Origin of the sequence: Streptomyces sp. NPDC093064 (genome assembly GCF_044754605.1) — a bacterium.
GTDB lineage: Bacteria > Actinomycetota > Actinomycetes > Streptomycetales > Streptomycetaceae > Streptomyces.
Genome location: NZ_JBIVPK010000012.1, coordinates 1 through 20,497, shown reverse-complemented (window position 1 = coordinate 20,497; position 20,497 = coordinate 1). Strand labels below are relative to the sequence as shown.

Sequence of the window (20,497 nt, the reverse complement as noted above, 5' to 3'; positions counted from 1 at the left end):
TCCGCTGATCCAGCCCGTCAGGTCCTGCGGAGGCCGGGGGCGGGAACGCGGATGAGCGGGCCGCGCACGGCGTCCCAGGCCGTGTGCAGGGCGCGGGCGACCGCGGGCGGGGCGCTGCCCAGGATCCGCGCCCATGCTCCGCAGTCGTCGGGCAGCACACTCACGCCGACGGCCAGGCCGGTGGACAGGAGCGCCGCGTCCTCACGCGATCGCGCCCCTGCCGCCGTCGCCGCCCGGGCCGAGGCCTCACGAAAGCCGGACCCGCCAGGCCAGTACGCCGCCGGAGACGCCGGGCCGCAGTCGCACGAGCAGACGCAGGGCGGTGGCGGTCACCGGCTCGTGGGAGACGTGGTTGAACGTGTCGGTGGCCGTGCCGTACGCCGAGGCGCCGCTCACCGGCTGCCAGGCACCCGCGGGTGACCGGTACTCCAACTGCCAGGACTGCGGTACCCGGCAGGCGCCGTGGCCGGTGTCGTCGTACCAGTACACCGACACCCCGCTCGTGCGGACCGGCTCGGCGTACTCGTACCGCACCCACTCCTCCGTGCCGGTCCGGTCCCACCAGGTGAAGCGGGGTATGGACTGGTCGAAGGAGTCCGCGGGCTCGGCCGCGGCGTTGATGATCAGGGCCTGGACGCTGTCCACGCCGCTGAAGGACGCGGTGCAGTCGGCCCATTCGCTCGCCCGCCGCCCCGATCCCGCCGTGGGAAAGGCGGTGATGCGCAGCCGCGCGGCGGCGGACGGGATCAGCGTGATGTGCTCGACCGGCTCGGTGGTGCGCACCGGGCTCTGCTGGAGCGGCGCCGCCACGTTCTGGTCGTCGGACTGCCAGGCGGGGACACGCCGCGCCTTGGCCTTCATCCGGACGGGGGTTCCGGTGTGCGTGAACGGGTTGGCGGCACGGGCGCGGGTGCGCTCCAGGGTGAAGGAGCGGGCGGGGTCCTTCTCGTCCAGTGCCAGGGCGTAGTTCCACGGCGAGGCCGGGCGCACCTCGTACTCGGGCCAGTCCGCGGTACCGGCGAACCGCGTCCACGCCTCCTCGATCTGGAGGGAGTAGGTCAGCGGACCGTGGTCGACGGAGACCGAGTCGCGGTTCGCACCCCAGGTGCGCACGGTGGTGCGCATGGGCAGGCGCAGCTCCACGGTGTCGCGGTGCTGCCAGGGGCGGTCAAGGACCAGGTACCCGCCGCTGCTGCGGCCCTGCGCGGGTCGGCCGTTCACCAGCACCGAGGGGGCCTGGCACCAGCCCGGCACGCGCAGGTAGAGCGGGAAGCGCACCGTCCGGGGTGTGGACAGGGTGAAGGCGACGGTCTCGCCGAACGGGTAGTCGGTGCGTTCGGCGATGGTGACCGTGGTGCCGTCGGCGACCTCGGCGCGTACCGAGGACTCCGCGTACAGCGAGGCGCACAGACCGCCGTCGGCGCTGGCCAGCCAGAGTTCCTCGGCGTAGTAGGGCCAGCCCATGCCGTAGTTGTGCGGGCAGCAGCGGTACTGGTGGATGCCGGGCATGTACGCCTGCATGGCGAAGCGGTTGTCGAACTGACCGTGTGACTTGGGGATGTTGTCGAGCTGGATGCCGTTGGCGGAGGTCGCGTAGTGGATGCCCTGCTGCAGCGGGTCGAGCGCGGCCGGCAGCATGTTCAGCGCCAGCTCCTCGCAGCGGTCGGCCCACACCGCGTCGCCGGTGATGCGGGTGAGCAGCTGATGGCTGTGCATGAACTCGACGATGCCGCAGGTCTCGAAGCCCTGGCGGGGATCGTGGTAGCCGCTGCGGGCGTTCTCGTCGCCGGCGAAGCCGCCGCCGGGGAACTGCCCGTACCGGCGCATCACGGTGTCGTAGACGCGGTAGGTGGCGTCACGGAAGGCCGGGCCGCCGGCCAGAACGCCGTACTGGGCCGGTTCGCGGAACCCCTGGGCCAGGTTGACGTTGTGCCAGGTGGGGATCGTGGTGGTGTAGTCGGCGCTGTTGGCGTGGATCTTGTGCACCAGGTCCAGCAGCCAGGAGTCGCTGGTGCGGTTGTACAGCCAGTAGGCGGTGTCGATGGTGTCGCCGCAGCGGGCGGAGCCCCAGCCCTGCCCGAACAGTGCGGCCGGCTGCGTGTCGAGGTACTTCAGCCACCCTCGCAGCGCCGGGACGACCCGGTCGTCGCCGCTGTACTCGTGCCAGGTGCGCAGGGCGTCCAGCACCGGCATGTAAGGCCAGAAGTCCGGGCCGCCGTTGAGAGCCGTGCGCAGCGCGGACGGGCCGAAGAAGCCGTCCGGCTGCCGGGTGGCCAGGATGCGGTCGATCCAGGCGCGGGTCAGCTCCAGCGTCCTGGCGTCGCCGGTGACGTAGCCGAGGTCGCCGAAGCCGCGCAGCCAGTACGGCAGTTCCTCCCAGCCGTCCCTGTCGGGCACGGCCCAGCCGCTGGTGGCCGGGGACAGGTACGCGGAGATCTCCGGCAGGCGCCCGTTGAGGCCGTTGAGCTGGAGGTCGAGCTGTTCGCGCAGCCAGCCCTTGGGGGTGACGCTGCCCGGGGGAAGGCGCAGAAAGGGCTCCTGCTGCAACGGGGCCCGGTTGGCCGGGTATCGGCTGAGGGCGCGGGCGGGGCCGACCAGGCGCACCGGCGGCCGGGGCGCGGCCGCCTGCGCGGGCAGACCCGCCGCTCCCGCCAGTGCGGCGCCACCGACGACGGCCATTGAGCGGTTGAGGAACGCGCGACGTTCCATGCGGACGACCTTCCTGAACTGCCGAAGGGGGACAGGGCCGTGGGACGACGAGGAGACCGCCGGCCTGCGGCAGTCGTGGTGGTGGGGGGTGACGGCCGGCGCGTGCGGACCGGCCGGCGGCGCTGTGCGGCTGCGGCGTCAGCGCGCCTTATAACGTTGGAGAGACTGCCGCCGACAGGAATGACAGCATGCGCGAGCAGTCGTGTCCATACCCTGAACGGCCCGTGCTGCCCGCTGACTTGGGGGTCTTCCGGCCAGGGCCGAGCCGGTTCGCATCGGTTGGGGTTCGGGGTCTGGACAGGGTTGTGAGGGCCCTGCTTTCATGCTGCCGCGCCGACTTTTCCAACGTTATACAAGAACGCTTCCGCTGCGCTTCCCGCTGTGACGGGCGGCGCGAGCGTCTCCTTCGGCGCAGGTTCAGGCGTGGACAATTTCCGTTACGGAAAGGGTGAGCATGAGCCCAGGCAGACTCCGAATACCCTTCCTCGGCCGACTCGCTGCGTTGCTGCCACTGCTGCTGGGAGCCGCGTTGCTGGTCCCGGCCCAGGTGAGTGCCGCACCCGCCGCGGCGTCCCCTTCCTCCGCCGAGGCCACCGACCTCGGCCTGCGAGGTGACTACTACCGGATGTCCAGCAGGACGGCGCTGGACTTCGCGTCCTACACCGGCACCCGGATCGACAACTCCCTCTACGTCGACGACCTGCTGCCCACGCTGCGCGCCTACGCCGGGACCACGGACAACGTCGCGGTGCGCTGGACGGGTCGGCTCCAGGTGCCCGCGGACGGCGTCTACACCTTCTACATCAAGGGCGACAACGGCTTCCGGATGTCCCTCGACGGGGCCAGTGTGATCGACCACTGGACCACCGACTGGGACGTCCAGACCACCTCCGAGGCGATCACCCTGACTGCGGGTCTGCACGACCTGGCAGTCGACTACAACCAGGGCAACGGCGGCGCCTACCTGCACACCGAGTGGTCGGGGCCGGGCTTCTCCCGGCAGCCGATCCCCGACTCGGCGCTGCACCTGCCGGCCGGTTTCGCCCCCGCCGACGCCAAGGGCACCGTCGCCACGACCGGGCGGACCGCCACGATCGAACTGCCCTCCGCCGTCACGGCCGTTCCGGCGGACGCGGCAAAGCACCTCGCGGTGGTCTCCGGAGGCGCCCTCTGGTCCCCCACCGTGGCCAGGGATCCCAACAACGCCTCCAGGCTCCTGGTCACCCCCGGCAAGGACGACACCCCCGTCGCACTCCACGCCGACGTGCGGATCAGCTACGACGGCAAGGGCGGCATCACCACCGCCGACGGTGATCTCGGGCCCTTCTCCGTGGTGGCGCAGAACAACTCCACCTGGTACTTCGCCACCAAGTGGGCCAAGGACGTCTCCGCAGACAACGCCCTGCCCGAGTACCCGCGACCGCAGCTGACCCGCAAGAACTGGCAGAACCTCAACGGCACCTGGCAGTTCCAGGCCACCGAGCAGGACGCCGCGCTGCCCACCGGGAAGCTCACCGGGAAGATCCTGGTGCCGTACCCGATGGAGTCGGCCCTGTCCGGCGTCGCCAAACACCACGACTGGTCGCTGTACCAGCGCACCTTCACCGTGCCGAACGGCTGGAAGGTGGGATCGGACAACCGGCTGCGGCTGAACTTCGGCGCGGTCGACCACGAAGCCTGGGTCTACGTCAACGGCAGGCAGGTCGCCCACCACACCGGCGGCTACGAGGAGTTCGGCGCCGACGTCACCGACGCGCTCACCGGACGCGGGCAGCAGACCCTGCTGGTGAAGGTCAAGGACACCACGAACGACAAGTACGCCCTCGGCAAGCAGTCCACCCACCCGAGCGGCATCTGGTACACCCCGACCTCCGGCATCTGGCAGACCGTCTGGATGGAGCCCGTTGCCGCGGCGAGCGTCGACTCACTGGTGCTCACCCCGGACCTGTCGGACAACTCACTCTCCGTCACCGTGCGCCCCGCCGCCGGGACCGCCCCGACGGCGAAGGTCACCGCCACCGCCTACGCCGGCAACAAGGCCGTGGGATCGGTCACCGGCCGGGCCGGTACCGCGCTGCGCATCCCGATCAGCAAGCCGCGACTGTGGAGCCCGGACGACCCGTACCTGTACGACCTCAAGGTGACCCTGGACGGTGGACGTGCCGGAACGGACGAGGTCGGCTCCTACTTCGGCATGCGGTCGATCGAGGTCGCCCCGGTCGGCGGCGTCAACAAGATCATGCTCAACGGGAAGCCCACCTTCGTGATGGCCACCCTGGACCAGGGGTTCTGGCCGGACGGCCTGTACACCGCGCCGACCGACGAGGCCCTGAAGTACGACCTGGTGGAGCACAAGAGGCTCGGCTTCAACGCGGTGCGCAAGCACATCAAGGTGGAGCCCGCCCGCTGGTACTACTGGGCCGACCGGCTCGGTCTGATGGTGTGGCAGGACATGCCGAGCCGCATGACGGCGGCGGCAGGGACGCCGGAGACCCAGACCTTCATCGACCAGGTGCACACGATCGTCGACCAGCACATCAGCACCCCGTCGATCGTCATGTGGACGATGATGAACGAAGGCTGGGGCGAATGGAGCAAGGCCGCCACCGGTGAACTCGCTGACGCGGTCAAGAAGCAGGACCCGTCCCGTCTCGTGGATGCCCACTCCGGAGTCAACTGCTGTGCCTCCAAGGGAGATTCCGGTCGAGGCGACATCATCGACTTCCACGACTACCACGGCCCGGCGAACCCCGCCCCCGACGCCACCCGGGCATCCGTCGACGGTGAGCACGGCGGCTACTCGTACGTCGTTCCGGGCCACATCCTGGGAACCGCCGGCGGCCAGGACTACGGTGACGCCGCCACCAGCACCGAAGAGTTGACCAAGGCGTACGTGGAAAACACCAGGAAGCTCATCCAGCGCGCGTCCTGCGGGCTCTCCGGTTCGGTCTACACCCAGGTCACGGACGTGGAGGGCGAGCTCAACGGCCTGCTCACCTACGACCGCAAGGTGGTCAAGGTGCTCCCCGACCAGGTGCGGGAGATCAACCAGCAGGTCATCGCGGCGGGCTCCGCCGCGGGCGGGGTGAACGTCCCGCCGGGCACCCCGGGACCGGCCGGAGTGTCCTGGTGGCCGCTGCACCAGCAGTCCGGCACGGTCGCCACGGACGTCGTCGGCGGACACGACGGCACCCTCAAGGGCGGCGCGACCTGGACCTCCGGGCCGAACGGCGGCGCGCTGCAACTGGACGGCACGACCGGTTACGTCGATGCCGGCGCGCCTGTCCTGGACACCGAGAAGGGCGACTACTCGGTGGCCGCCTGGGTCCGGCTGGACGACAAGGGGCACTTCAGCACCGCGGTGTCCATCGACGGCGACAGGAGCAGCGTCTTCTACCTCCAGTACTCCCAGGCCGACAAGCGGTTCGCGTTCAGCTTCTCCGGCGCCCGGGCGCTGGCGAACAGCATCGGTGAGCCGCAGGCCGGGAAGTGGTACCACCTGGTCGGCAGCTACAGCCACCGGGACGGGGCACTGCGGATCTACGTGGACGGCACCGAGGCGGGCTCCACCCGCGCCTGCAACGGGGAGGTGCCCACCGGGAACCTGGTGATCGGCCGCGGCAAGTACAACGGCGGCCCGGTCGACCACTGGACCGGTGCGATCGCCGACGTCCACGCCTACGACCGCGCCCTGAGCGGGGCCGAGGCGGCCTCGCTGGCAGCGCACGAACCCACCGCACCCACCAAGCGGTGACGGCGGCGGGAGGCCCCCGGTCCACCCCGGGGGCCTCCCGGCCCCACCACTGTCCCCTGCCCTAACCCCTGCCCCCGCCCCTGCCCCTGCCCCTGCCCCTGCCCCTGCCCCTGCCCCTGCCCCTGCCGAGAACGTGCGCGACGCCGTATTCCCACCGTGCGGCGCCCCTTCGGTGCCCCCTTCGGCGATCCGGACGACGTCGTCGGCCTCGCCGTGACACAGCAGTCGCCCCACACGCAAGGAGTGCAACGACCATGACCAGCCCTCGCAGATCACGTCTCGTGGCCGCCGTCTGCCTCGCTGCCGCCGCGGCCCTCGCCGCCGGCTGCTCCAAGGAGGAGGGCAGCGGCACGGCCTCCTCCGACACCAGCCAGGGCGCCCAGGTGGTGCAGTCGCCGTCCGCCGACTCCTCGGGATCGGGCTGCACCCTGGAGGCCTACGGCGCCACCAAGATCGACCTGAAGAACGCGGTCGTCGGCTTCTCGCAGTCCGAGAAGGAGGCCAACCCCTTCCGGATCGCCGAGACCCGGTCCATCAAGGACGAGGCCGCCAAACTGGGCGTCAAGAAGCTGCTCACCACCAACGCCCAGTCCCAACTGTCCAAGCAGATCAGCGACATCAAGGACATGCTGGCCCAGGGCGCGCAACTGCTGATCGTGGCGCCGCTGAACTCCGACGGCCTGGAACCGGCGCTCCAGGCCGCCGCGGCCAAGCACGTGCCCGTGATCACCGTCGACCGCAAGCTCAACGCCACCGCCTGCAAGGACTATGTGGCCTTCCTCGGCTCGGACTTCGTCGAGCAGGGCAAGCGGGCGGCGGACGCGATGATCCAGGTGACCGGCGGCAAGGGGAAGGTCGCGATCCTGCTGGGTTCGTCCGGGAACAACGTCACCACCGACCGCACCAAGGGCTTCGTCGACCAGATCAAGGCCAAGGCCCCGGGGCTCGAGATCGTGGCCCAGCAGACCGGCGAGTTCGCCCGCGACAAGGGCCAGCAGGTGATGGAGCAGCTGATCCAGTCCAAGCCGGACATCACCGCCGTGTACGCGGAGAACGACGAGATGGGCCTGGGCGCCGTCACCGCCCTCAAGGGAGCCGGCAAGAAGCCCGGCAAGGACGTCAAGATCATCTCTATCGACGGCACCCGCAACGCGGTGCAGGCCCTGGCCGACGGCCAGTACAACGGGGTGATCGAGTCCAACCCCCGGTTCGGCCCGCTGGCCTTCGAAACCGCGCAGAAGTTCTTCGCAGGCGAGTCCATCCCGGAGAACGTGATCATCTCCGACCGCGCCTACGACGCGTCCAACGCCAAGGACTCCCTGTCCGGAGCCTACTGAGACGCCCTCGGGCCACCCGGGCCGCCCCGGACCGGGCGGCCCGCTCCCCGCTGACCGACCGACGGAAGGCCGACCCCCATGGCACCCCCCGAAGCGGCTGTCGCCGCACCGCACCCGGACGCGGACGGCACCGCGCCACCGACGGTGCTGGAGGCCGTCGGCGTCGGCAAACGTTTCGCCGGCGTGGTGGCGCTCGACGACGTCTCCCTGACGCTGCGCCGCGGTGAGATCCACGCCCTGGTCGGCGAGAACGGCGCCGGCAAGTCCACGCTGATCAAGGTGCTCACCGGCGTGCACCGCCCCGACACCGGGGAGCTGCGCCTGGGCGGGCAGCCGGTCTCGTTCGCCCGGCCGCACGAAGCGCAGCAGGCGGGCGTCTCGACCATCTACCAGGAGATCAACCTCGTCCCGATGATGAGCGTGGCGCGGAACATCTTCCTGGGCCGCGAGCCCAAGAACCGCCTGCGCCTGATCGACTTCCCCCGGATGCACCGGGAGGCGGCCGAGCTGCTGGCCGGCTTCGGAGTCACGGCCGATGTGCGCCGCCCCCTGAACACCCTGGGCGTGGGCACCCAGCAGATGGTGGCACTGGCACGGGCCGTCTCGGTGCGGGCCCGGGTGGTGGTGATGGACGAGCCGACCTCCGCGCTGGAGCCGCGCGAGGTGGAGACCCTCTTCCGGGTCATCGAGGAGCTGCACAGCCGGGACATCGCCATCCTCTACGTCAGCCACCGGATGGACGAGCTGTACCGCGTCTGCGACCGGGTCACCGTGCTCCGCGACGGGCGGCTGGTGCACACCGGCGCCCTCGCAGATCTGGACCGGATGCAGTTGGTCTCGATGATGCTCGGCCGGGAGGTAGCCGAAGTCCGCCGGCACGGCGTCACCGGCTTCGGCGCCGCTCATGACGCCGCCCGTGAACCGGTGCTCACCGCCGAGAAGCTGAGCCGCCGTCATCTGCTCGACGAGGTGTCCCTGGAGTTGCGTCCGGGGGAGGTTCTGGGTCTGGGCGGCCTGCTGGGTTCCGGACGTACCGAGACAGCGAAGGCCCTGGTCGGTGCGCTGCCGCTGGACTCCGGCACGGTCTCGGTGGCGGGCAGACCGCTGCACCGCCTCTCTCCCGCCGCGGCGATCCGGGCCGGCATCAGCCTGCTCTCCGAGGACCGCAAGGCCGAGGGGATCGTGCCGGGCCTGTCGGTGCGGGAGAACATCGTCCTGGCCGCCATGCCCCGCCTCTCCCGCGCCGGTGTCGTCTCCCGCAAACAGCAGGACCGCATCGCCGAGATCTTCATGAAGCGGCTGCGGATCAAGGCAGCCGGCCCCGAGCAGAAGGTCGAGGAGCTCTCCGGCGGCAATCAGCAGAAGGTGCTGCTGGCGCGCTGGCTCTGCCTGGAGCCCAGAGTGCTGCTGCTGGACGAGCCCACCCGCGGGATCGACGTCGGCGCCAAGGCCGAGGTGCAGGCCCTCATCGACGAACTGGCGCAGGAGGGGCTGGCGGTGCTGCTGATCTCCTCCGACGTCGAGGAGCTGGTGGAGGGCGCGGACCGGCTGGTGGTACTGCGCGGCGGCACGGTGGCCGGTGAGCTGGCCGGCGACCTGGTCAGCGAGCCCGAACTGCTCGACATGCTGGCCGCGCACACGCCCGAGCCCGCCGCCGAGGCGCCGCACACAGCGCCACAAGCCGCGCCACAAACAGCGCCGCCCACCCCGCCGCACACGGACAAGGAGCAGGAATGACCCAGTTGTCGCCGGCACTGGGACGGAGCGCGGTGCGGCTCGCCGCACCGGCCTGGTTCCAGAAGTACGGCGTCTATACCGCGGTGTTGGTGCTGCTCGCCTTCAACGCCGCGTTCACCGAGCACTTCCTGACCGTCGCCAATCTGCGGACCCAGCTGGTGCAGGTCTCCCCGGTCGTCATCGTGGCGCTCGGCATGGCGCTGGTCATCGGCACCGAGGGCGTGGATCTGTCGGTGGGGTCCACGATGGCGCTGGCCGCCGCGCTGCTGCCGCTCTACCTCGGCTACGGTCTGGTTCCGGCACTGCTCGTGGCGCTGGTGGCCGGGGTCGTCGTGGGCGCGGTCAACGGCACCCTGGTCGCGGTGGTGGGCCTGCAACCCATCGTGGCCACCCTGGCCCTGTTCGTCGGAGGCCGGGGGCTGGCCCTGGTGATGGCCGACGGGCAGCTCAAGCAGATCGTCAACCCGGACCTGCTGGCGCTCGGCAGCGGGGAGGTGCTGGGCATCCCCGTGGTGGTACTGACCGCGGGCGTCCTGGCGCTGGCGGTGGCCGGTGTCGTGCACCGCACCACCTTCGGCCGGCAACTGGTCGCGGTGGGCGGCAACCGGGCCGCCGCCGGACTCGCCGGACTGCCGGTCAAGCGGGTCCTGATCGGCGTCTACGTGCTGTGCGGCGTCCTAGCGGCGCTTGCCGGCGTGCTGGCCACCGCCCGGCTGACCGCCAGCGACCCCTCCGCGCTCGGCAACCTCATGGAGCTGTCCGCGATCACCGCGGTGGTGGTCGGCGGCACGCCGCTGACCGGCGGCTCGGTACGGGTGCTGGGCACCGTCACCGGCGCGCTGCTGATGCAGCTGCTGCGGGCCACCCTGGTCAAGCACGATCTGCCGGACTCCACCGCGCAGATCGCCCAGGCCGCCATCATCCTCGTCGCCGTCTACGTCGCCCGGGAGCGCAGGTCCCGATGAAGTCACTCACCATCCCCCGGCAACTGTCGGCCGCCCTCCGTCCGACGGCGGCGTCCCCCTCCCCCACCGCCGGCCAGGAGCGGATCACGTCGCTCCTCCAACGGCACGGCGCCCTCGCCGTCCTGGTGGCGGTCGTCCTCGTCTCCTCGTTCGTCTTCCCGTCCTTCGGCACACTCGACAACGCCCAGAACATCGCCGTACAGGCGTCCTTCATCGCCGTCGTCGCCCTGGGCATGACGCTGGTGATCATCACCGGCGGCATCGACCTCTCGGTCGGTTCGGTGTTCGCGCTCGGCGGCGTGCTGGCCGCCTGGGCCTCGCAGTACGGTCTCTGGGCCGCGCTGCTGCTGCCGCTGGCCGTCTGCGGGGCGATCGGCACACTCAACGGGCTGCTGATCGCACGGGCCGGCATGGCCCCCTTCATCGTCACTCTGGCCACCCTGCTGGGGGCCCGCGGCCTGCTGCTCGCCCTCACCGACGAGGGCGCCACCACCTACCTGGTACCGCGGGGCTCGGCCTTCGCCGAACTCGGCCAGGGGACGGTGGGCGGCTTCGGGTATCCGGTGCTCATCGCGCTGGCCCTGTTCGCCGCGGGCGGGACGGTGTTGCAGCGCACCTCGTTCGGCCAGTCGCTGTTCGCGGTGGGCGGCAGCGCCGACGCCGCGACCCTGATGGGGCTGCCGGTGGCCCGCACCCGGGTCCTGGTCTACATGCTCAGCGGGCTGCTCGCCGGGTTCGCCGGCGCGCTCAACGCCGCCCGGCTCTCCTCCGGAGTGACGATCATCGGCGTGGGCATGGAGCTGGACGCCATCGCCGCGGTGGTCATCGGCGGCACCCTGCTGATCGGCGGCGCCGGCTCGGTGAGCGGCACCCTCTGGGGAGTGCTGCTGCTCGCGGTCATCCAGAATCTGATCAACCAGATAGGCTCGCTCAATTCGTCCTACCAGTCCGTGGTCAGCGGCGGCTTCCTCATCGTGGTGGTCGTGGCCCAGCGGTACCTGGCGCGGGCACGCCGCACCTGATGACAGACGCCGTGCCGCAGGACCGTCGCAGTCCTGCGCTCGGCCCGACAAGGAGGGAACGCCGTGGGCGTCAGCCTCAAAGACGTCGCGCTGCGAGCGGGAGTGTCCATCAAGACCGTCTCGAACGTCGTCAACGACTATCCGCACGTCACCCCGGCCATGCGGGCTCGGGTGCAACAGGCGATCGACGAACTCGGCTACCGCCCCAATCTCACCGCGCGCCACCTGCGCAAGGGCCGCACCGGGATCATCGCGCTGGCCGTGCCCGAACTCGGCAATCCGTACTTCGCCGAACTGGCCAGCGCGGTCATCGACGCCGCGGCCCGCCACCACTACACCGTGCTCCTCGACCACACCGCCGGCATGCGGGAGAAGGAGATGCTCGTCTGCCAGGGGTTCCGGACCCATGTGATCGACGGCCTGATCCTCTCCCCGATCGAGCTGGAGAACCAGGACCTGCGCGGCCGCACCGACACATCGCCCCTGGTGCTGCTCGGCGAGCGGGAGTACGACGCCCCCTACGACCACATCGCGATCGACAACGTGGCCGCGGCGCGCAGCGCGGTCCGCCATCTGGTGGGGATGGGGCGGCAACGGATCGCCTTCCTCGGCGCGCGGGCCGAGAGCGCGCGGCAGCCCGCCCACCTGCGTCTCCAGGGGTGGCGGGAGGAGCTGGCCGCGTCCGGGCTGCCGCACGACGACTCGCTGGTGGCCCCCACCGACGGCTACGGCCGGGCGGACGGCGCGCAGGCCATGACCGCCCTGCTGGACCGCGGAGTGCGGCCCGACGCGGTCTTCGCCTACAACGACCTCCAGGCGATCGGCGCCATGAGAGTGCTCGGCGAGCGCGGGCTGCGCATTCCGCAGGACGTCGCGGTGGTGGGGTTCGACGACATCGAGGAGGGCCGCTTCGGGGCGATCACCCTGACCACCGTCTCCCCCGACAAGCAGGCCATCGCCCGGCAGGCCGTCAGCTGCGTCATCTCGCGGCTGACCGGCTCCGCCGACGGCGAGCCGCGCCGGCTGCGGCCGGGCCACGACCTGGTGGTACGCGAGTCCACCCTGGGCCGCCACCGCTGAACCGGCCCGCCACCCCCCTTCCCGAGGACCTCCATGCCCCGACCCGCCCTGCGCTGCTCCCCCTTCGGCACCACGCCCGACGGCACTCCGGTGGAACGCTGGCACCTCGACTCCGGCAGCGGCGTGCGTGCCGAGGTGCTCACCTACGGCGGCATCCTGCACGCCCTGGAGGTGCCGGACCGCAACGGAGTCGCACGCTCGGTCGTCCTGTCCCTGACCGGCACCGAGGACTACGCCGGCCCGAGCCCGTACCTGGGGGCCCTGGTGGGGCGGTACGCCAACCGGATCGCCGGCGGCCGCTTCACCCTGGACGGCCGGGCGCACCAGGTGCCGGTGAACGACCGGGGCCACGCCCTGCACGGCGGCCCGGACGGCTTCGACCGGCGGGTCTGGGCAGCCGCGCCCGTGCTGGGCGACGACCGCGCGGGGGTACGCCTCACGCTGCGCAGCCCCGACGGCGACATGGGCTTCCCCGGAAAACTGGACGTCACGGCCACCTATGTCCTCGACGCCCGAGGAACGCTGGCGCTGGACTACCGGGCCGTCACCGACCGGCCCACCGTCGTCAACCTCACCAACCACGCCTACTTCAACCTGTCGGATGCCGGCACGGTGACCGACCACACGCTCCTGCTGGACGCGGACCGCTACCTGCCGCTGTCCGACGAAGGCATCCCGTACGGGCCCAGCGCGGCGACGGACGGCACCCCCTTCGACTTCACCCGCGCGCACCGCATCGGCGCCCGTCTGCACGATCCCGACCCGCAACTGCGGGCGGCGGGCGGCTACGACCACTGCTGGGTGCTGCGCCCGCCCTCGGACGGGTCGGCCCTGCGGCGTGCGGCCCGCCTGGAGGATCCGGGGAGCGGGCGGGCCCTGGAGGTCTGGACCACCGAACCCGGCCTCCAGGTGTACACCGGCAACCAGCTCGACGGGACGCTCAAGGACGCGGCGGGCCGCCGCCACGAGCGATACGCGGCCGTCTGCCTGGAGACCCAGCACCTGCCCGACTCGCCGAACCACCCGGAGTACCCGAGCACGGTGCTGCGCCCGGGCTCCGCCCTGACCAGCCGCACCGAGTACCGGCTCGCCCCGGGCGGCACCCTGGAGGAAGAGAGGGTTTGAACCCTCCCCCAGCTGAAGCAGGGGGATTCCTGGCTCAAGCAGCTCATTCGCTCAGCGAACGAACGAGTCTGACGCTCTCAGCACCAGCCGGGACGGAACCTGCCCGGTTGCCCATCAGACAAAGGAGTTGCGCGTGCTTGGCTCTCGCAACGCACGACGCTCAGCCTACCCGACCATCGGGGCGGTCTTTCACCTTTTGGACGAAACCCCATTCCCTGCCCTGCTCCGCAGGAGTCCGATTCATCCCCCGGCTGAAGCCGGGGGCGCCCTCGGAGGTTTCCAGTGAAGGCGGGAGAGGATCCGTGATGCGAACCAGCGACGAGATCTATCACCAGGTCCGCTGGGACCCGCGGTTCGACCCGTCCCGGTTCGTGCTGGGGATCAGCCTGCGCGGAAACGGCGTCGAACGCGTCCCGCTGTCTTCCTTCGTGCCCGGGGGCGACATCCCGTGGCACCGGGTGGTGTTCATCGAGGCGGACGGCGAGGTGGTCTGGGACCGGTCCACGGGTGTGGACCGCGTCGACGCGTCGGGCGCCGGCCGGGTACGGGCCCCGCAAGAGGACCCGGGCTTCGACGCGACCTCCGGCAGCGGCGAGCCCGTCGGTGTCCTCGACGTGTCCCCGACGGCCCGCACGGCGGTGGCCTGGATCCCGCCCGCGGAGCTGTGGCCGGCGGTCCAGGACATCCGCCGGGATTACGATCCGCAGATCCACCGGTGGCCGCCGCACGTCAATGTGCTCTACGGCTTCGTACCGGAGTCCGACTTCGAGCGGGCGGCCCCGCTGCTCGCCGCGGCGACGGCCGCGACACCGGTCTTCACCGCCCGGCTGGAGGGGGTGCGCACCTTCCGGCACAGGGCGTACTTCACCGTGTGGCTCGACCCGACGGCAGCCGGCGAGACGCCGTGGGCGGACCTGCACCGCGCATTGAGCCGGCGGTTCCCGCGCTGCCGTGGGCCCGCCAAGGACTTCACCCCCCATCTTTCCCTGGGCCGGACCAGGGATCCCCGGCAAGTCACCGCCGACTGCGCCACCCGGCTCGACCCCATGACGGCGACGGTCTGGGAACTCGTCCTGCTCTCCCGCAGGGGCGACGGACCGATGCGGCCACGGGCCACGGTCGCCCTGCGCACGGGCGAGCTCCGCCGACTGCCCACCCCCGACCCCGAAGCACCGGGCCCGGAGGACACGGCATGGCTCTCCACGATCACCGACAGGTGAGGCGACTTGTGGCCGACCCCGCGCGACACCTGGTGACAAGCGCCACCCGATGAGCCCAACCTGGCAAGAGCACCTCGACCCACCGCAGTCCGCGGCCCCTACCGGGCCTGTTTCCGAACCTCGCTCGCCGGATGCGTACAGCCCCAGCCCTCCGGAGGTCGTCCGTTCCGCCCGTCGCCCGTGGCCTGACGAGGGGCGGAACGGTGGACGTCAACCCTGCCCGGCGAGGTGCTTCCTGAGGGAGGCGATGACCGCGGGGGCCTCCGCCGTCAGGTAGAAGTGGCCTCCGGGGTAGACCTGGAGGTCGAAGTCGCCGGTGGTGTGGCCGCGCCAGGCCTCGGCCTCGGCCATCGACGTCTTGGGGTCGCTGTCGCCGGTGAGGACGGTGATCGGGGCGCGGACGGTGACGTCGGGGGCGCACCGATAGGTCTCGATCGCCTCGTAGTCGCTGCGGATGGCGGGGAGGATCATGCGCAGGATCTCCTCGTCGCCGAGCAGCGCGGTGTCGGTGCCGGCGAGGAGCTTCAGCTCCCGCACGATGCCCTCGTCGGACAGGCGGTGCACCCGCTCGTCGCGGACGGTCGACGGCGCGCGTCGCCCGGAGGCGAACAACCGGACGAGCTCACCGCCGTCGGCCTCCAGCCGTCGGGCCACCTCGAACGCCAGGGTGGCGCCCATGCTGTGCCCGAAGAACGTGGTCGGCCGCGCCTTGAGGGCGGGGCCGAGAGCGTCGTAGAGCTGGTCGGCGAGGGTGGCGATGTCCGTGGGCGACACTTCCTTGCGCCGGTCCTGCCGTCCCGGGTACTGCACCGCGAACACCTCGGCCGCGGAGGACAGTTGGGCGGACACGGGGAAGTAGAAGGACGCCGAGCCGCCCGCGTGCGGGAAGCAGTGGAGCTGGGTGGAGCGGGAGGGGGCCGGGTGGAAGCTCCGGGCCCACAGGCTCTCCTCGGTGGACGTACGGGTTGTCACGCTTTCCTGGACCTTTCGTGAGCGCCGGCGTGTTGCCGGCGGTGTGGCATGCGGCGGGTTTCGGCGGTACGGGGCGGAGCCGCGACGGGTCCCCGCGGGCCGCCGGGGCGGCCCGCGGGGCGGGTCAGTTGAGACCGAGTTCGTCGTCGAGAAGCGCGAACATGTCCTCGTCGGACGCCCCGTCCAGGTCGTCCTTCGAGGAGTCCTCGTCGGGTGTGTCCGTGCGGCCCAGCTCGGCCCACTTGGTCCTGAGGACCTCGATCCGGCCGGTCACCCGACGGTGCTCGTCCGTGTCGTCGAGGCTGAGTCCGGCGATCGCCTTCTCCAGCGCGTCGAGCGCCAAGAGCACCGAACCGGCGCCGGCCCGGTCGTCGGTGACGAGCCGTCCGCGCAGGTGCCGTACGACATCGGCCGTCGTCGGGTAGTCGAACAGCAGCGTGGCGGGCAGCCGCAGGCCGGTGGCCGCGTTGAGCCGGTTCCGGAACTCGACCGCGGTCAGCGAGTCGAAGCCCAGTTCCTGGAACTGACGGTCCGAGCCGATCGCCGAGCCGTCCCGGTGTCCGAGCACCGCCGCCGCCTGTCCGCGCACCAGCTTGAGCAGCACCTCCTCCTGCTCCTGCGTGCCGAGTCCGGCGAGCTGCCGGGTGAGCGTGTCCGCGGACGGCACCGCGCTCTGGGCCGCGGCCCGCCGCGCGGGAACCCGGATCAGGCCGCGTAGCAGCGCGGGCACGTCACCGCGGGCCCGCAGTACGGCGAGGTCAAGCCGGACCGGCAGCGCCAGCGCGCGGTCGCCCGCGACCACCGCGTCGAACAGGGCGTGACCCTGCTCGACCGTCAGCGGCGGCATCCCGGAACGCGCCAGGCGGTCGGCCTCGGCGTCCGAGAGGGTGCCCGTCATGCCGCTGTCCTGCTCCCACGGTCCCCACGCGAGGGACACGCCGGGCAGCCCGTCGGCGCGGCGCCGCGCCATCAGGGCGTCCAGGAACGTGTTGGCTGCCGCGTAGTTGGCCTGACCGGCACCGCCGAACACGCCGGCCACGGACGAGTAGACGACGAACGCGTCCAGGTCCAGGCCGCGGGTCGCCTCGTGCAGGTGCCACACCGCGTCCGCCTTGGGCCGCAGCACCGTGGCGAGGCGGTCCGGTGTCAGCGAGCCGACGACACCGTCGTCGAGGACGCCGGCCGTGTGGACGACCGCCGACAGCGGGCGGTCCTGCGGTGTCGCCGCGACCAGGGCGGCCACGGCCTCCCGGTCGGCGACGTCGCACGCCCGCACGGTGACCTCGGCACCCAGTTCCTCCAGTTCGGCGACGAGCTTGCTCGCACCGTCCGCCTCGAGACCGCTGCGGCTGGCGAGGAGCAGGCTCCGTACGCCGTGCGTGGCCACCAGGTGCCGGGCGAGGAGCCGGCCGAGGCCACCGGTGCCGCCGGTGACCAGGACGGTCCCGGTGGTCCGGAACGTGCGGGACGTGCCGTCCGCCGCGGTACCGGAAGCGGGCTCCGGCTGTGCGGTGCCGGTGCCGGTGTCGAGCCGGGCGAGGCGCGCGGCCACGATCTCGGTGCCGCGCAGCGCGAGCTGCGGTTCCTCGGCGCCGGCCGTCAGGGCCTCGACGAGCCGGGCGGACGAATCCGCAGCGGCCGGATCGAGGTCGAGCAGGCCGAAGCAGCCGGGGTTCTCCGTCTGCGCCGACCGCACCAGGCCCCAGACCGCAGAGGCCGCGAGGTCCGTGGTCCCGCCGTCGTCCACGGCTACCGCGCCGCGAGTGACGAACACCAGCCGCGAGGCCGCGAGCGCCTCCTCGCCGGGCCACTGCTGCAGGAGCGTGAGCACCCGCGCGGTGACCTCCCGGACCGCGCCGGGCAGGTCCTCCCCGCCGGCCGGGGCTCCGGCGACCGGGACGAGCACCATGTCCGGTACGGCGGCGTCGGACGAGGCCGGCAGCGCGGTGAGGTCGGCCGCCGTGCCGACCGTGAGGCCGGTGCCGGTGAGCGCGTCGGCGAGGCCGAAGGGGTCGTCCCCGACGACCGCGACCGACGCGGGCCGAGCGGCCCCGGTGTCGGCCACCGGCATCCAGTCGACGCCGAACAACGTGTTCTGGTCGTCGCCCGCGGACTTCAGCTGGTCACCGGTGACCGTGCGGGTGAGGAGCCGGTCGACGGTGACCACCGGCGCACCGGCCGGGTCCACCGCGTTCACCGACAGCGCGTTGTCGCCCGCGGGGGCCAGCCGCACCCGCAGCGCCGAGGCGCCGGAGGCGTGCAGCGCGACGCCCTCCCACGAGAACGGCAGGGCACCTCCCCCGTCGCCCTCATCGCCGCCGGTGGCGGCCAGCATGGTGGCGTGCAGCGCGGAGTCGAGGAGCGCCGGGTGCAGACCGAACTCGGCCGCCTCGCCGGTGCCTTGCTCGGGCAGCGCGACCTCGGCGAAGAGTTCCTCGCCGCGGCGCCACACCGCGCGCAGACCCTGGAAGCGCGGTCCGTACGCGAATCCTGCCTCGGCGAACGCCTGGTAGCAGTCCTCGGTGTCCAGCGGTTCGGCGTCCCGCGGCGGCCAGACTTCGGTGTCGAAGCCCTGGTCCGGTGCGGTGGCGCCGGGTGCCAGCACACCGGCCGCGTGCTGTGCCCACGCCGACTCGTCGGCGCCTTCGGGGCGCGAGTACACCCCGACCACACGCCGGCCGGAGTCGTCCGGGACGGCGACGGCGACCTGTACCTGGAGCGCGCCCCGCTCGGGCAGGACCAGCGGCGCGGTGATGGTCAGTTCCTCGACCCGGTCGCTGCCGACCTCGTCGCCCGCGCGGACCGCCATCTCCAGCAGGGCCGTGCCCGGCAGCAGGACGGTGCCCATGACGGCGTGGTCGGCCAGCCACGGGTGCGAGGTCAGCGACAGGCGGCCCGTGAACAACACGCCCTGCCCTGCGGCAAGTTCGACGGCGGCGCCCAGCAGCGGGTGCTCGGCGGAGCCGAGACCGGCGGCGCGGACGTCACCGGTGGCGGCGGCCCGGCCGGTCGGCCAGAACCACTGGTGCTGGAAGGCGTACGTGGGCAGGTTCACCCGGCGGGCACCGGTACCGGCCAGCAGGTCCTGCCAGCCTCCCCCGATCCCCCGCGTGTACAGCCCGGCCCGGCCCAGCAGGGCGGTCGTCTCCTCGTCGCGGTCCTTGCGCAGCAGCGGGATCGTGACGGCTTCGCCGCCGGTCAGCGACTCCTGCGCCATCGCGGAGAGGACCCCGTCGGGACCCAGCTCCAGGAACGTCGTCACACCCTGTTCCTCGAGCGTGGTCACCCCGTCGGCGAAGCGGACCGCCTCACGGACGTGGCGCACCCAGTACTCGGGCGAGCACAACTCCTCCGCCGTGGCCAGGGAACCGGTCAGGTTCGACACCACCGGAATCACAGGGGCGGCGTACGACAACTCCTCCGCCACCGTGCGGAACTCGTCCAGCATCGGGTCCATCAGCGGGGAGTGGAAGGCGTGGGACACCCGCAGCCGCGTGGTCTTGCGGCCTTCCGCCTCGAATCGCGCGGCCAGCTCCAGCACGGCACCTTCGACGCCCGAAACGACCACGGACGTAGGTTCGTTGAGCGCGGCGATCGACACCCCGTCGGTGAGATACGGGGTGACCTCATCCTCGGTGGCTCGGACGGCCACCATCGCACCACCGGCCGGCAGCGCCTGCATCAGACGACCACGAGCAGCCACCAGACGGGCTGCGTCCTCCAGGGTGAACACCCCGGCAACGTGCGCCGCGGCTATCTCACCGATCGAGTGACCGGCCACGAAGTCCGGCCTCACACCCCACGACTCCACCAGCCGGTACAGCGCCACCTCAACGGCGAACAGGGCGGGCTGAGTCCACCCGGTCTCGTTCAGCAGACCTGCGTCCTCACCCCACAACACCTCCCGCAGCGGGCCACCCAACTCACCGTCCAAGATGGCCAGAACGGCATCCAGAGCCTCCGCGAACACCGGGAACCGGCCGTACAACTCACGACCCATCCCCAACCGCTGCGAACCCTGACCCGAGAACAAGGCCGCCGAGCGACCGGCCGTCACCATGCCCGACATCGCCGCCGGATCGGTCGTGCCCGCCACCAGGGCGGTGAGGGCGCGAACCGTCTCCTCGGGCTCACCGGCGAGCACCACCGCGCGGTGGGCGAACAGCGAGCGGGTGACGAGCAGGGAGTGGGCCACGTCGACCGAACGGGGTGCCGGCTCTTCGGTGACCGCGGCGAGCAGGCGGGCGGCCTGGTCGCGCAGCGCCTCCGGCGTCTTGCCGGACAGCACCCACGGCACCACCGAGGGCTCGACCACGTCCGCCTCCGGTGCCGAAGCACCGACCACCGTGCCCTGGATCACCTTCGCCGGCTGCTCCAGGATCACGTGGGCGTTCGTACCGCTGATACCGAAGGACGACACACCCGCACGACGCACGTGCTCCGTCTCCGGCCACGCGGTCTGCTCAGTGAGCAGCTCCACCGCGCCCTCGGTCCAGTCGACGTGCGAGGACGGGGCATCGACGTGCAGGGTGCGCGGCAGCACACCCTGCCGCATCGCCATCACCATCTTGATGAC

12 protein-coding genes are annotated in these 20,497 nt (G+C 71.7%); 8 read left to right on the top strand and 4 right to left on the bottom strand.

Features of this window, described 5'->3' with window-relative positions:
* Positions 1-17: 17 nt before the first annotated feature.
* Together ACIQFZ_RS16650 and ACIQFZ_RS16645 are read right to left on the bottom strand one after the other, a co-directional pair.
* Entirely contained in the window at positions 18-164 is a 147-nt protein-coding gene (locus tag ACIQFZ_RS16650; protein WP_365419242.1) for a hypothetical protein, read from the bottom strand.
* An 82-nt stretch (positions 165-246) separates the two neighbouring features.
* Positions 247-2,709: a beta-L-arabinofuranosidase domain-containing protein gene (locus ACIQFZ_RS16645; RefSeq protein WP_402691518.1), complete on the bottom strand. Its 2,463-nt coding sequence runs from the start codon at positions 2,707-2,709 to the stop codon at positions 247-249.
* A 454-nt stretch (positions 2,710-3,163) separates the two neighbouring features.
* On the opposite strand from ACIQFZ_RS16645, the gene ACIQFZ_RS16640 reads away from it, so the two are divergent.
* The 8 genes from ACIQFZ_RS16640 (at position 3,164) to ACIQFZ_RS16605 (ending at position 14,949) form a co-directional block, all read left to right on the top strand.
* Complete coding sequence (locus tag ACIQFZ_RS16640) at positions 3,164-6,463, top strand: LamG-like jellyroll fold domain-containing protein (RefSeq protein ID WP_376651134.1); 3,300 nt, start codon at positions 3,164-3,166, stop codon at positions 6,461-6,463.
* Positions 6,464-6,717: 254 nt separating this feature from the next.
* Entirely contained in the window at positions 6,718-7,800 is a 1,083-nt protein-coding gene (locus ACIQFZ_RS16635) for an ABC transporter substrate-binding protein (RefSeq protein ID WP_402691517.1), read from the top strand.
* A gap of 78 nt (positions 7,801-7,878) precedes the next feature.
* Positions 7,879-9,537 (top strand): sugar ABC transporter ATP-binding protein, encoded by a 1,659-nt coding sequence (locus ACIQFZ_RS16630; RefSeq protein ID WP_402691516.1) that lies wholly within the window; start codon positions 7,879-7,881, stop codon positions 9,535-9,537.
* Positions 9,534-10,502: an ABC transporter permease gene (locus ACIQFZ_RS16625; protein ID WP_365777327.1), complete on the top strand. Its 969-nt coding sequence runs from the start codon at positions 9,534-9,536 to the stop codon at positions 10,500-10,502. The genes ACIQFZ_RS16630 and ACIQFZ_RS16625 overlap by 4 nt, the downstream gene beginning before the upstream one ends.
* Positions 10,499-11,524: an ABC transporter permease gene (locus ACIQFZ_RS16620; RefSeq protein ID WP_383056759.1), complete on the top strand. Its 1,026-nt coding sequence runs from the start codon at positions 10,499-10,501 to the stop codon at positions 11,522-11,524. Before ACIQFZ_RS16625 ends, ACIQFZ_RS16620 begins: the two co-directional genes overlap by 4 nt.
* A 63-nt stretch (positions 11,525-11,587) precedes the next feature.
* Positions 11,588-12,604: a LacI family DNA-binding transcriptional regulator gene (locus ACIQFZ_RS16615; protein ID WP_383056758.1), complete on the top strand. Its 1,017-nt coding sequence runs from the start codon at positions 11,588-11,590 to the stop codon at positions 12,602-12,604.
* A gap of 33 nt (positions 12,605-12,637) precedes the next feature.
* Positions 12,638-13,729 carry an aldose epimerase family protein gene (locus tag ACIQFZ_RS16610; protein WP_402691515.1) on the top strand — a complete coding sequence of 364 codons (1,092 nt, stop codon included), beginning with the start codon at positions 12,638-12,640 and terminating at the stop codon, positions 13,727-13,729.
* A gap of 305 nt (positions 13,730-14,034) precedes the next feature.
* A complete protein-coding gene (locus ACIQFZ_RS16605) occupies positions 14,035-14,949 on the top strand; it encodes an RNA repair domain-containing protein (protein WP_402691514.1) in 915 nt (304 codons plus the stop codon).
* Positions 14,950-15,159: 210 nt separating this feature from the next.
* Here the strand turns inward: ACIQFZ_RS16605 and ACIQFZ_RS16600 are convergent, their stop codons facing one another.
* Complete coding sequence (locus tag ACIQFZ_RS16600) at positions 15,160-15,921, bottom strand: thioesterase II family protein (RefSeq protein ID WP_402691513.1); 762 nt, start codon at positions 15,919-15,921, stop codon at positions 15,160-15,162.
* A 124-nt stretch (positions 15,922-16,045) separates the two neighbouring features.
* Positions 16,046-20,482 (bottom strand): SDR family NAD(P)-dependent oxidoreductase, encoded by a 4,437-nt coding sequence (locus ACIQFZ_RS16595; RefSeq protein WP_402691512.1) that lies wholly within the window; start codon positions 20,480-20,482, stop codon positions 16,046-16,048.
* Between the last annotated feature and the right edge of the window lie 15 nt (positions 20,483-20,497).